Raw genomic sequence first — 12,758 nt, forward strand, 5'->3', positions numbered from 1 at the left:
CCGGCTGGTTAGCAGGGGACCCCTCTCGACCGTATGCGTTAAGAGGGGGCCCTTCCTTACCCGCTGAGGCGGTTGGTGACGGCGGCGACGTGCGCGTCGGAGGCGGTCAGCGCCACCCGGACGTGCTGGTTGCCCCCCGGGCCGTAGAACGCCCCGGCGGCGACCAGGATGCCCCGCCGGGCCAGCCAGTCGACGGTCTGCCAGCAGTCCTCACCCCGGGTGAGCCAGAGGTAGAGGCCGGCCTCGGAGTGCTCGATGGTGAAGCCGGCGGCGGTGAACGCGGCGGCCAGCGTCTCCCGGCGGGCCCGGTACCGCTCGCGCTGCTCGTCGGCGTGGGCCTGGTCACCGAGGGCGGCGACCATGGCGGCCTGCACCGGCGCGGGCACGATCATGCCGGCGTGCTTGCGCACCTTGAGCAGCTCGGCGACGAGCGCCGGGTCACCGGCGACCAGTCCGGCCCGGTAGCCGGCCAGGTTGGAACGCTTGGACAGCGAGTGCACCGCGAGGATGCCCTCGTACGACCCGCCGCAGACCTCCGGCGAGAGCACCGACACCGGCTCGGCCGTCCAGCCCAGCGGCAGGTAGCACTCGTCGCTGGCCACCACGGCACCGCGCTCCCGGGCCCAGTCGACCACCTTGCGCAGGTGGGCCGCCGGCAGCACCTGACCGGTCGGGTTGGCTGGCGAGTTCACCCAGACCAGACGTACCCGGCTGGTCGGCCCGACCGAGGTCAGCGAGTCGGCCCGCACGCTGATGGCCCCGGCCAGCCGCACCCCGTCGTCGTAGGTCGGGTAGCAGACCGAGGGGATCACCACGACGTCGCCGGGCCCGATCCCGAGCAGGGTCGGCAGCCAGGCCACCAACTCCTTCGAGCCGATCGTGGGCAGCACGCCGAGACCGTCGACACCGGCCCCGCAGGACCGGGCCACCCAGGCCGACATGGCCTGGCGCAGCCCGACGGTGCCGGCGGTCAACGGGTACCCGGGGGCGTCGGACGCGTCGGCCAGCGCCTGCCGGATCACCGGGGGCACCGGGTCGACCGGCGTACCCATGGAGAGGTTGATCGGCCCCCCGGGATACGCCGCGGCCAGGCTGGCCGCGGCGTCCAGGGTGTCCCAGGTGAACTCGGGCAGCCGCGCCGACAGCGGCGTGGGCCGGCTCAGTGGCCCTCTCCACGTGGCGGCTGGGCGGCGACGAAGGTGGCGTCCTTCTCCACCTTGCCGACCTTCGAGGCACCGCCGGGCGAGCCGAGGTCCTCGAAGAACTCGTAGTTCGCCCCGGTGTAGTCCTTCCACTGCTCCGGTACGTCATCCTCGTAGAAGATCGCCTCCACCGGGCAGACCGGCTCACAGGCACCGCAGTCGACGCACTCGTCAGGGTGGATGTAGAGCATCCGGTTTCCCTCGTAGATGCAGTCGACCGGGCATTCTTCGATGCATGCCTTGTCGAGCACATCCACGCAGGGCTCGGCGATGATGTAGGTCACCGGTCTTCTCCTCCGCAAGACACGCCGCGATCACCCGCGACGGTTAGAGCCTAGTATCTCGCCGGGGAGGGGGTCGATCGTGCTCCGACAGCAGGATGTGGGATACCGGATCGTGGTCCGCCGGATTGTGGGGATTCGCGAGGGCCGGCCGCTCTTCTCCGACGCGCTCGGCGACCTGGTCGAGCTGACCGAGACCCATCTCACGATGACCACCGCCCGGGGCCGGCTGCGGATCCCGCTCACCGAGGTGCACCGGGCCAAACGGGTGCCGCCGACCCGCCGGCCGACCGCCGCCGCCGTGGTCGCCCTGGAACTCGCCGCCGACGAGGCCTGGCCGGCACCGGTACGCGGGCGGCTCGGCGACTGGCTGCTGCGCAGCGCCGACGGTTGGAGCGGGCGGGCCAACTCCGCGCTGCCGGTCGGCGACCCGGATCGTCCGCTACCGGCCGCCGTCGACGCGGTCGAACACTGGTACGCCCAGCGGGGCCGGCCGGCGCTCGTCAACACGCCGCTGCCGCTGGCCGCGCCGGTCGCCGCCGAGCTGGACGCCCGGGGCTGGACGGCCCGCCCGCCGGTGCTGGTGCAGACCGCCGAGCTGGCCCCCGGCCCGCCCTGGACGGCGCCGGCCGGGCAGCGGGACCGGCCGCCGGTGGAGTTGACCGGGACGCCGTCGGACGACTGGCTCGCCGTCGCCACCGACCGCAAGGGCGGCCTGCCGCCGGCCGCCCGGCACGTGCTCACCGCCGTGGACCAGGTCCGCTTCGCCCACGGGTACGCCGACGGCACGCTGGTCGCGATCGGCCGGGGCACGATCACCGGTTCGGGCCGGTGGCTGGGGCTCAGTCTGATCGAGGTACTGCCCTCGGCCCGTCGGCAGGGGCTGGCCGGCCAGGTGATCCGGGCGTTCGCCGACTGGGCCCGGGCCAGCCGGGCGACGCACGCCTTCCTCCAGGTCGAGCAGCACAACGCGGCGGCGGTGAACCTCTACCGGCAGTTCGGGTTCACCACCCACCACACCTACCTCACCCGCGTCGCTCCCACCCGCGGTGGCTAGCCGGGTGGGTCAGCGGCGCTCCCGCCCTCGGCGGCTGGCCGGGTGGGTCAGCGGCGGACGACCCGGCGGGGTTTGGCGTTGCCCCGCTCGGCGTACCGCTTGAGCTGCTGGGAACGGTGGTCCCGGCCCAGTGCGGTGAGCACCAGGTAGCCGACCAGCGTCCCGGCGCCGCTGGCGGCCAGGTAGAGCCAGATCTGCGCGAAGAACGTGCCGGCCCCGTTGGCGAACGGGTTGTTGCCGACCAGCAGCGGACCGACCAGGACGGTCAACAGCAGGGCGACCAGTACGGCAGCGGCCAGGTCGGCACCCCACCGGGCCACCGGACGGTCCCGGCCCCAGTGGAAGGCCAGCCCGGCGAGGATCACCCCGATCACCAGGAACATGCCCAGCGAGACGCGGTCGGCGGCGGCGCTCTGGTCACCGTCGACGCCGAACTCGATCACCAGCCGGGCGACCACGTTGACCGCGAACAGGGCTCCCGCGAGCGCACCGACTGTGCGCCACCGCTCGTTCATCGCACGCCTCCAGTCGTATCACCCGCCCGGTGGCGGGTTCCTGGCTGGAATGTCTACCACCTGGGCCGGGCTCCCGTCAGCACCTCGCCGCCCGCTCGGCTCAGCGCGGTGCGGCCGTGGCCGACGGCGGTGGCGGCGGTGGCGGAGCCGAGGGCGGCGGTGGGGCGAGGATCTGCCGGAAACCCATCACCGCGAACGTCATCGCACCCGCCACGATCATCGCCAGGCCTACCCAGTTCTCCGCGGCCAGCAGCAGGTCACCCTCGGCGGTCCGGACCGCCGCCACCGACATGATCACGAACCACGGGGTCGCGGGCAGCACCACCGCCCAACGCCGGCCGACGGTGTCGTGGGCGAACCAGCTCAGCGCGATGTTGGCCGCGATGGCCACCAGCACCGACACCCCGATCAGGTGACCACCCACCCGAACCGCCGAGAGCAGCAGCTCCAGGATCGCGGTGAGCACCGCGGCGACCACCGCGACCGTCCCGCCCGCCACCCGCAGCGCGAGGTCGGCCCGCCGCGCCCAGCGGCCGGGTGGGGGCGGCGGGGCGGTGTCGTCCTGGTCGGTGGGGGCCATCGGCGCGGCGGGCAGGGTCACCGTTGGCCGACCGCCGGCACCACGGCGGACTCGGCGTCGTCCGGCCCGCGCTGCGCGCCGGCCTCCGTCGGGCCGGCCGCGTCGTCCGGGGCCAGGCCGGCGAAGAGGTCGTCCTCCCAGCCGTACCGGCCGGTGCCCGACCCCTTCTCCCCCACCGCCAGGGTGAAGTACTCCACGCCCATGAACTCGGCGCCGAAGTTCCCGGCGATCGAGTAGAGCCAGGAGGTGGCCGGGATCTGGGTGGCGTGCGCCCGCATCGCCGCCTCCTTCGCGGCGTGCTGCTCGGTGGCGTCGACGCAGGCGGCGATCTGCTGGTCCGGAGTACCGAAGGGCAGCTCGGAGAGGTCGGTGATGCCGGCGAACGGGTTGTCCGACGCCTCGGCGAAGTGGGTCAGCCCGGCCTCCAGCACGCTGCGCGGCATCGCCGTCCAGTACACCTTCGCCGGGGCGATGCCCTCGGCGGCGGCCAGCTCGTGGGCGCGCATCGCGACCCGGTGCGCCTGGATGTGGTCCGGGTGCCCGTAGAAGCCGTTCTCGTCGTAGGTGATCATGACCTGGGGGCGTACCTCGCGGATGATCTCCAGCAGGTGGCCGGCGGCGACGTCGAGGTCGGCCTGCCAGAAGGCCCGGGGGTGCTCGTTGGTCTCCAGGCCCATCATCCCGGAGTCGCGGTAGCGGCCCGCGCCGCCGAGGAACCGGTGGTCGGTGACGCCGAGCGCCGCGCAGGCCCCGGCCAGCTCCCCGATCCGGTACCCGCCGAGCTGGTCGGCCCGGTCGGCGGCGAGCTCGGCCAGCTCCGGCACGTGGATCTCACCCTCCTCGCCGAGGGTGCAGGTCACGAGGGTGACGTGCGCCCCGGTCGCGGCGTAGTGCGCCATCGTCGCGCCCGTACCGATGGACTCGTCGTCGGGATGCGCGTGGACCAGCAGGAGCCGGCGGGCGGGCAGCGTCGTCACGACGGTCACTCTAACCGGCGGTTCCGGGCCACCGTCGGGACGCGTCCGTCGCAGGTCCGCCACATCACCGCCGGGGCGGCTCTACGATCGGCCCTGTGGACTATCCGGAGCTGGCCGCCCGTACCCGTAGCTTCAGCAACGGTGCGCCGCGGGCCGTCTCGGTGACCGGCGACGGCGCCCGGGTGGTCTTCCTGCGCTCGGCCGGCCCGGAGGATCCCGCCGACGCCCTCTGGCTGCTCGACGTCGACTCGGGCACGGAACGGCTGGTGGCCGAGCCGGCGCGGTTGCTCGGTCCGGACGCCGACCTCGGACAGATCTCCCCGGGCGAGCGGGCGATGCGGGAACGGCGGCGTCTCGACGCCGCCGGCATCGGCTCGTACGCGCTGGACAACGCCGGCCGGGTGGCCGCCTTCGCCCTCGCCGGTCGGCTGTTCCGGGCCGACCTGGTGCACGGCGACGTGGTCGAGGTGACCACCGCCGGCCCGGTGCTCGACCCGCGCCCCGACCCCACCGGACAACGACTGGCGTACGTCACCGACGCCGCCGACGGGGTCCGCCGGGGCGAGCTGCGGGTGGTCGAGACCGACGGCACGGACGTCCTGCTGGCCGGCGAGGACGCCGGGGTGACCTGGGGGTTGGCCGAGCACATCGGCGCCGAGGAGTTCCACCGGTTCCGGGGCTACTGGTGGAGCCCGGACGGCCGGTCGATGCTCGCCGCCCGGGTCGACGAATCCCGGCTGCCCCGCTGGTACCTGCACGACCCCGCCCACCCGCAGACCCCGCCGACCCCGGTCGCGTACCCGGTCTCGGGTGGCCGCAACGCCGAGGTGAGTCTGCACCTGCTCGACCTCGACGGGGGCTGGGTGGACGTGCACTGGGACCGGGAGACCTACCCGTACCTGACCTCGGTGGTCTGGGCCGACGGCGGACCGCTGCTCACCGTGCTGCGCCGTACCCAGCAACACGGTCTGGTGCTCGCCGTCGACCCGCGTACCGGCGAGACCCAGGTGCACGCGGAGCTGGCCGACCCACGCTGGGTGGAGCCGATCCCGGGCACCCCGGCCCACCTGCCCGACGGGCGGGTGCTGGTCGGTGGCGAGCTGGCCCACGACGGGTACGACGCCCGGTGCCTCTTCGCCGACGGCACCCTGCTCACCCCGCCCTCGCTCTACGTACGCCGGGTGGTGGGGCGGCTGCCCGGCGAACACGCCCCACCTGACCTGCTGGTCGAGGCGAGCGACTCCGAGCCGAGCCAGCGGCACCTGTACCGGGTCCGGACGGTGATCGGCGGCGGGGTGGACGCCCGCCGGATCACCACCGACCCGGGCTGGCACAGCGCGGTCGTCGGCGGGAACGTGCTGGTGGTCGGGGCCACCGGGCTGGACCATCCGGGCACCCGCTGGACGGTGTGGCAGGGCGACCGGGAAGTCGCGGTGCTGCGGTCGTCGGCCGCCACGCCGCCGTACGCGCCCCGCCCGGTGCTGGAGCGGGTGACCGACCGGCGGCTACCCACCGCGGTGCTCTACCCGGGCTCGCACGTGGCCGGCCGCCGGCTCCCGGTGCTGCTCGACGTCTACGGCGGGCCGGGACACCAGGAGGTGGTCGCCGCCCGGGCGGCCTGGCTGGAGCGGCAGTGGTGGGCCGACGCCGGCTTCGCGGTGGTCACCGTGGACAACCGGGGTACGCCGGGCGTGGCCCCCTCGTTCGAGAAGGCGGTCCACCGACGGCTCGCCGACGTGGTCCTCACCGACCAGGTCGACGCGCTCACCGCCCTCGCCGGCAAGCACCCCGACCTGGACCTGGACCGGGTGGCGGTGCGCGGCTGGTCGTTCGGGGGCTGGCTGGCCGCCCTGGCGGTGCTGCGGCACCCCGAGCTGTTCCGGTGCGGGATCGTGGGCGCGCCGGTGACCGACTGGGCGCTGTACAACACCGCGTACACCGAGCGGTACCTGGGCCCGCCCGAGGACGGCCCGGACGTGTACGCCCACCACTCGCTGGTGGAGCTGGCCGCCGACCCGGTCGGCGACCCGGCCGAGGCCCGGCCGCTGCTGCTGATCCACGGACTGGCCGACGACAACGTGGTGGCCGCACACACCCTGCGGCTCTCCGCCGCCCTGCTGGCCACCGGCCGGCCGCACGCGGTGCTGCCACTGCCCGGCGCCACCCACCAGGCCGCCGGCGGACTCACCCAACGCCTGCTCCACCAGGAACTCACCTTCCTCCACACCCACCTGTAAGGAAGGGCCCCCTGTTAACGCTTTCGGTAGAGAAGGGTCCCCTTCTTACCGACCGGCCAGCGCGGGGCGGGCCAGCGCGGGGCGGGCCAGCGCGGGGCGGGCCAGCGCGGGGCGGGCCAGCGCGGGGCGGGCCAGCGCGGGGCGGGCCAGCGCGGGGCGGGCCAGCGCGGGGCGGGCCAGCGCGGGGCGGGCCAGCGCGGGGCGGGCCAGCGCGGGGTGGGGTGGGGCGGGGCGGCGCGGGGCGGGGTGGCCGCATGTGGGGTGCGACGATCGGGGTGGTCGGGCCGGGAACATCTCGCGGGACCGAGGAGGGGGTGACCATGACCCTGGCGGCGTACGAGCACGACGGACCGTGGACCGATGAGGAGTACCTCGCCCTCGGCGAGACGTCGCAACGCGTCGAACTCTTCGACGGGAGCCTCCACGTGACCCCAGCCCCCACCCCCCGCCACCAGCGGATCTCCCGAAAGCTCGGGAACCTGCTGGAGGCTGCCGCCGAGCCCGCCGGCCTGGATCTGCTGGAGGCGGTGAACGTCCGGTTACGTCCCGGCCGGGTGGTCATCCCCGACCTGGTGATGGCCCGCATCATCGACTTCGACGAGGTGTACGTCGAGGCGGCTGACGTACGGCTGGTGTGCGAGATCGTCGCACCCGGCAACGCGACCACCGACCGGGTGCTCAAGATGCACTACCACGCCGCCGCGGGCATCGACTGGTACCTGCTGGTCGAGCAGGCGACCGGGGTGCTGCGGCTGTACCGCCGGCGCAACCGGCACTTCGTCGAGGACTCGACAGGCAAGCCGGGTGACCCGCTGACCCTGGTCGATCCGGTACGGGTGAGCGTCGACCCGGCGGATCTGCTCCCGTAAATACCCGCCGGGCTTCGTTTCTGCCCCTACGGAGGCCCCGGTTCGGCGTAACGTAGGTCACTACTTGGCTGGTGGTCGATGCAGGCCCCGGCACGACTTGGCGTGCACACACCAGGGCGGTTCGGTGTGCGTACACCAGAGCGGTTCGGTGTGCGTACACCAGAGCGGTTCGGTGTGCGTACACCAGAGCGGTTCGGTGTGCGTACACCAGGGCGGTTGGGTGGGTGCGGACCGGCGCGGCCTGGTCCGCGTGGACCGGGGCGGCCTGCGTGGAACGAGGCGGCCTGGTGTGTGCAGGAACGCGGCAGCGGGTGCGGGTTTCCGGGTCCGGCTGTCCGGCAGGGACGTGATCCGTTGCCCGCGAGGGCCCCGTCAGGGAGAGACACGATGACTTCGACGGCAACGAGACCGCGGGGGGCGCGGGCCCGCGCCGCCATCGCGGCCCGCACGTTGCGGACCGACCGCTGGTGGTTCCCACCGCTGATCACCGTGGTCCTGCTCAGCGCCTGGCTGGCGTACGGGACCGTGCGGATCTTCATGCACAAGTGGTACTGGGTGGCGGAGTACCACTACCTCACGCCGTTCTACTCGCCCTGCATCACCGACCGGTGCGTGCCGGAGGCCTCGCACTTCGGGCAGTTCCTCCCCGGCTGGTGGATCATCCCGGACGCCGCGCTGACCCTGCCGCTGCTGCTGCTGTTCCGGTTGACCTGCTACTACTACCGTAAGGCGTACTACCGGTCGTTCTGGTTGTCGCCACCGGCCTGCGCGGTGCCGGACGGGCACCAGAGCTACTCCGGTGAGACCCGCTTCCCGCTGCTCGGCCAGAACGCGCACCGGTACTTCTTCTACATCGCCGTGCTGATCTCGTTGATCAACACCTGGGACGCCGTGCTGGCCTTCCACTCCCCCGAGGGCTTCGGGTTCGGCCTGGGCAACCTCATCCTGGTCGGCAACGTGACCATGCTCTGGGCGTACACGATCTCCTGCCACTCATGCCGGCACATCGTCGGCGGCCGGTTGAAGCACTTCTCGAAGCATCCGGTGCGGTACAAGGCGTGGACCGGGGTGTCCTGGCTGAACGTACGGCACATGCAGCTCGCCTGGATCACCCTCGGCACCCTGGTGGTGACCGATTTCTACATCATGGCGCTGGCTGCCGGCTGGTTCTCCGACCTGCGGTTCATCAACTAGAGGGCGACATGACCACTACCGACACCAGCACCACTCGCATCGAACGACACCACTACGACGTCGTGGTCATCGGGGCCGGCGGGGCCGGGCTGCGCGCGGCGATCGAGGCCCGGCTGGCCGGCCGGAAGACCGCGATCATCTCGAAGTCACTCTTCGGCAAGGCGCACACCGTGATGGCCGAGGGCGGCGCGGCGGCGGCGATGGGGAACGTGAACAGCCGGGACAGCTGGCAGGTGCACTTCCGCGACACCATGCGCGGCGGCAAGTTCCTCAACAACTTCCGGATGGCCGAGCTGCACGCCAAGGAGTCGCCGCAGCGGATCTGGGAGCTGGAGACGTACGGCGCGCTCTTCGACCGGACGAAGGACGGCAAGATCTCCCAGCGTAACTTCGGCGGGCACGAGTACCCGCGACTGGCGCACGTGGGCGACCGGACGGGCCTGGAGCTGATCCGTACCCTCCAGCAGAAGATCGTCTCGCTGCAGCAGGAGGACCGGCGGCAGTTCGGCAGCTACGACGCCCGGATCAAGGTCTTCTCCGAGACCACCGTCACCGAGCTGCTGCTCGACGGCGACCGGATCGCCGGGGCGTTCGGCTACTACCGGGAGTCCGGCGAGTTCGTCCTCTTCGAGGCCCCGGCGGTGGTGCTGGCCACCGGCGGCGTCGGCCGGTCCTACAAGGTCACCTCGAACTCCTGGGAGTACACCGGCGACGGGCACGCCCTGGCGCTGCGGGCCGGGGCGACGCTGATCAACATGGAGTTCCTGCAGTTCCATCCGACCGGCATGGTCTGGCCGCCGTCGGTGAAGGGCATCCTGGTCACCGAGAGCGTCCGGGGCGACGGCGGGGTCCTGAAGAACTCCGACGGCAGGCGGTTCATGTTCGACTACGTCCCCGATGTCTTCCGCAAGCAGTACGCGGAGACCGAGCAGGAGGCGGACCGCTGGTACACCGACCCGGACAACAACCGGCGTCCGCCCGAGCTGCTCCCCCGCGACGAGGTCGCCCGCGCGATCAACAGCGAGGTCAAGGCCGGCCGGGGTACGCCCGCCGGCGGCGTCTTCCTGGACATCGCCTCCCGGCGTCCGGCCGAGGAGATCCGTCGCCGCCTGCCGTCGATGTACCACCAGTTCAAGGAGCTGGCCGACGTCGACATCACCGCCGAGCCGATGGAGGTCGGGCCGACCTGTCACTACGTGATGGGTGGCGTCGAGGTGGACCCGGACACGGCCGCCGCGTACGGGCAGGTACGCGGGCTCTTCGCCGCCGGTGAGGTCTCCGGCGGGATGCACGGGTCGAACCGGCTGGGCGGCAACTCCCTGTCGGACCTGTTGGTCTTCGGCAAGCGGGCGGGTGGACACGCGGCCTCGTACGTCGAGGGTCTGGGAGCCCGGCCGAAGATCGCGGTGAGCGCGGTCGAGGTCGCGGTGGAGACGGCGTTGGCGCCGTTGCAGCGCGACACCGGGGAGAGCCCGTACACCCTGCAGCAGGACCTGCAGGCGGTGATGGGTGACCTGGTGGGGATCATCCGCCGGCAGCACGAGCTTGAGGACGCCCTGCGCCGGCTGGGCGAGCTGCGGGAGCGGGTGGCCAAGGTCAGCGCGGTCGGCGGCCGGCGCTACAACCCGGGCTGGCACCTGGCGCTGGACCTGCGCAACATGCTGGTGGTCTCGGAGTGCACCGCGCTGGCGGCGCTGGAACGCCGGGAGTCCCGGGGCGGGCACACCCGGGAGGACTTCCCAACGATGGAGCCGGCCTGGCGTCGGGTGAACCTGGTCTGCTCGCTCGACGGCGACACGGTACGGCTGGTGCACAAGCCGTTGCCGGCGATGCGGCCGGAGCTGGTCGACCTCTTCGACCCCGCCGAGCTGGCCAAGTACCTGACCGACGAGGAGTTGGCCGACGTCGACGCCCGCGCGGAGAAGGAGAGCTGACGACATGGGCGAACAGAACTCCCCGACCACCGGTACGCCGGGCGGGAAGCGACAGTTCCGGATCTGGCGGGGTGACGCCGGCGGCGGCGAGCTGACCGACTACCAGGTGGAGGTGAACGAGGGCGAGGTGGTCCTCGACGTGATCCACCGCCTGCAGGCCACCGACGCGCCGGATCTGGCCTGCCGGTGGAACTGCAAGGCCGGCAAGTGCGGTTCCTGCTCGATGGAGATCAACGGCAAGCCGCGGCTGGGCTGCATGACCCGGATGTCGACGTTCGGCGACGACGAGACCGTCACGGTCACCCCGTTGCGGACCTTCCCGATCATCCGGGACCTGGTCACCGACGTGTCGTTCAACTACGACAAGGCGCGGGAGACGCCGGCCTTCGCGCCGCCGGCCGACGTGGCTCCGGGTGACTACCGGATGCAGCAGGTGGACGTGGAGCGCTCGCAGGAGTTCCGCAAGTGCATCGAGTGCTTCCTGTGCCAGACGGTCTGCCACGTGATCCGCGACCACGAGGAGAACAAGCACGCCTTCGCCGGGCCCCGGTACTTCATCCGCGCCGCCGAGCTGGACATGCACCCCCTGGACACCCGGGGTGACCGCAAGGAGTACGCGCAGGCGGAGCAGGGCCTCGGCTTCTGCAACATCACCAAGTGCTGCACCGAGGTCTGCCCCGAGCACATCAAGATCACCGACAACGCGATCATCCCCATGAAGGAACGGGTCGTCGATCGCAGGTACGATCCCCTCGTATGGCTCGGTAACAAGATCTTTCGGAGGGGTCAGGTGCCTCAGACCAGCGTGACCAGCTCACCGCACGGCGGTGCCGTCCACTCCAGCGCGGAGCACGGCGGCGTGCACTCGCACGCGGGGGGCTCGCACGACCCGCAGGCCGAGGCGCAGGCGCAGCAGGGCGTCAACTGGCACCGCGAGGTGCCCCGACCGACCGCCCCGCCGGTCGACGACAACGGCAAGCTGCCGCTGACCGAGCTCACCTTCGACCGGGCCGCCGCGCCGTCGCCGTTCGGTGACGACGTGACGTTCCCGATCCCGCCGGAGCACCTCAACTTCGCCCACCCGAAGCAGGACGAACAGTACTGATCCGGACAACCCGGGGGCCGCGGCACACGCCGTCGGCCCCCGTGCCGTTTGCGGCCGGCAGCCTCGTGCCGTTTGTGGCCGGGCAGCTGGCAGCCTCGTGCCGGTTGTGGCCGGGCAGCTGGCAGCCTCGTGCCGTTTTCGGTCGCGAGGCGCGGTTCTGCGGTCGAGAGGCGCGGGTTGTCGGCCGAGCGGCCGGCGGTCAGCGGCCGGTCGCCAGGAGTGGGCGGAGGGCTTCGACGATGGGGGCATCGGCGGGCAGCCAGGTGACCGTGTCCAGCTCGGCGGCGGAGAGCCAGCGCATCGCCGAGTGCTCCAGCGCCTTCGGTTCGTCGCCGTACAACAGGCGGGCGGCATACACTTTCAGTACGCTCCGACCGTGGGCCATCCGGACGTTCCGACCCACCCGGTCGCCGATCTCGACCCGTACGGCGAGCTCCTCGGCGCACTCGCGGACCAGCGCCGCGGTCTCGCTCTCGCCCGGCTCGACCTTGCCACCGGGAAACTCCCACATCCCGGCGACCTCGGGCGGCGCGGTGCGGGCACAGGCGAGCACCCGCCCGTCGTGGATGATCGCCGCACCCACGACGACCTTCGGGCTCCGCCGCTCGGGCTGGCCGCTCGCACTGATCCGTTCGGTCCGCACGGGCGTCCAGCGTGCCAGATCAATAGGCGGTTTGGGTACCGTAGCCAGCCGCTCGTTCAGTAGATGAGGTAATTGTGGGCGTGGACACACCCGCCAGGCGACGACAGACTAGAGGCACAGACAAGACACGGGTGGGCGACGATTTGGCCACAAGCCGGCAACGA

At 72.3% G+C, this 12,758-nt stretch carries 13 protein-coding genes; 6 read left to right on the forward strand and 7 right to left on the reverse strand.

Annotation, left to right across the window (positions count from 1 at the left end):
* Positions 1–56: 56 nt before the first annotated feature.
* Complete coding sequence (dapC, locus tag GA0070617_RS24865; RefSeq protein WP_280519284.1) at positions 57–1,163, reverse strand: succinyldiaminopimelate transaminase; 1,107 nt, start codon at positions 1,161–1,163, stop codon at positions 57–59.
* Complete coding sequence (fdxA, locus tag GA0070617_RS31130; RefSeq protein ID WP_030490464.1) at positions 1,160–1,486, reverse strand: ferredoxin; 327 nt, start codon at positions 1,484–1,486, stop codon at positions 1,160–1,162. The genes dapC and fdxA overlap by 4 nt, the downstream gene beginning before the upstream one ends.
* A 79-nt stretch (positions 1,487–1,565) precedes the next feature.
* Between fdxA and GA0070617_RS24875 the strand changes: the two genes are divergently transcribed.
* The gene (locus tag GA0070617_RS24875) at positions 1,566–2,540 is read left to right on the forward strand and encodes a GNAT family N-acetyltransferase (protein WP_091443447.1); all 975 of its coding nucleotides are present in this window, start codon (positions 1,566–1,568) and stop codon (positions 2,538–2,540) included.
* A gap of 47 nt (positions 2,541–2,587) precedes the next feature.
* Here the strand turns inward: GA0070617_RS24875 and GA0070617_RS24880 are convergent, their stop codons facing one another.
* The 3 genes from GA0070617_RS24880 to mshB all read right to left on the reverse strand — a co-directional run bounded on the left by GA0070617_RS24880 (position 2,588) and on the right by mshB (position 4,621).
* Positions 2,588–3,055 (reverse strand): hypothetical protein, encoded by a 468-nt coding sequence (locus GA0070617_RS24880; protein WP_091443450.1) that lies wholly within the window; start codon positions 3,053–3,055, stop codon positions 2,588–2,590.
* A 100-nt stretch (positions 3,056–3,155) separates the two neighbouring features.
* Positions 3,156–3,635, reverse strand: coding sequence for a hypothetical protein (locus tag GA0070617_RS24885; RefSeq protein ID WP_091447316.1), 480 nt, complete (start codon positions 3,633–3,635; stop codon positions 3,156–3,158).
* 17 nt (positions 3,636–3,652) lie between these two features.
* On the reverse strand, positions 3,653–4,621 hold the full coding sequence (gene mshB, locus GA0070617_RS24890) for an N-acetyl-1-D-myo-inositol-2-amino-2-deoxy-alpha-D-glucopyranoside deacetylase (protein WP_091443454.1): 969 nt from the start codon (positions 4,619–4,621) through the stop codon (positions 3,653–3,655).
* An 86-nt stretch (positions 4,622–4,707) separates the two neighbouring features.
* Here mshB and GA0070617_RS24895 point away from each other — a divergent pair, with 86 nt between their 5' ends.
* Positions 4,708–6,849, forward strand: a complete 2,142-nt coding sequence (locus GA0070617_RS24895) for a S9 family peptidase (RefSeq protein WP_091443457.1) — start codon at positions 4,708–4,710, stop codon at positions 6,847–6,849.
* A 45-nt stretch (positions 6,850–6,894) separates the two neighbouring features.
* Here the strand turns inward: GA0070617_RS24895 and GA0070617_RS30155 are convergent, their stop codons facing one another.
* Positions 6,895–7,143 (reverse strand): hypothetical protein, encoded by a 249-nt coding sequence (locus tag GA0070617_RS30155; RefSeq protein ID WP_139135757.1) that lies wholly within the window; start codon positions 7,141–7,143, stop codon positions 6,895–6,897.
* Between the two features lie 26 nt (positions 7,144–7,169).
* Between GA0070617_RS30155 and GA0070617_RS24900 the strand changes: the two genes are divergently transcribed.
* The 4 genes from GA0070617_RS24900 (at position 7,170) to GA0070617_RS24915 (ending at position 11,951) form a co-directional block, all read left to right on the forward strand.
* On the forward strand, positions 7,170–7,718 hold the full coding sequence (locus tag GA0070617_RS24900; protein ID WP_091447319.1) for a Uma2 family endonuclease: 549 nt from the start codon (positions 7,170–7,172) through the stop codon (positions 7,716–7,718).
* A gap of 387 nt (positions 7,719–8,105) precedes the next feature.
* Positions 8,106–8,912, forward strand: coding sequence for a hypothetical protein (locus GA0070617_RS24905; RefSeq protein WP_091443460.1), 807 nt, complete (start codon positions 8,106–8,108; stop codon positions 8,910–8,912).
* Positions 8,913–8,920: 8 nt separating this feature from the next.
* Positions 8,921–10,846: a fumarate reductase/succinate dehydrogenase flavoprotein subunit gene (locus GA0070617_RS24910; protein WP_091443463.1), complete on the forward strand. Its 1,926-nt coding sequence runs from the start codon at positions 8,921–8,923 to the stop codon at positions 10,844–10,846.
* A gap of 4 nt (positions 10,847–10,850) precedes the next feature.
* The gene (locus tag GA0070617_RS24915; protein WP_091443467.1) at positions 10,851–11,951 is read left to right on the forward strand and encodes a succinate dehydrogenase/fumarate reductase iron-sulfur subunit; all 1,101 of its coding nucleotides are present in this window, start codon (positions 10,851–10,853) and stop codon (positions 11,949–11,951) included.
* A gap of 199 nt (positions 11,952–12,150) precedes the next feature.
* On the opposite strand, the gene GA0070617_RS24920 is transcribed toward GA0070617_RS24915, so the two are convergent.
* Positions 12,151–12,594, reverse strand: a complete 444-nt coding sequence (locus GA0070617_RS24920) for a (deoxy)nucleoside triphosphate pyrophosphohydrolase (RefSeq protein WP_091443470.1) — start codon at positions 12,592–12,594, stop codon at positions 12,151–12,153.
* Between the last annotated feature and the right edge of the window lie 164 nt (positions 12,595–12,758).

The sequence above is a fragment of the Micromonospora yangpuensis genome, from assembly GCF_900091615.1.
Taxonomy (GTDB): domain Bacteria; phylum Actinomycetota; class Actinomycetes; order Mycobacteriales; family Micromonosporaceae; genus Micromonospora; species Micromonospora yangpuensis.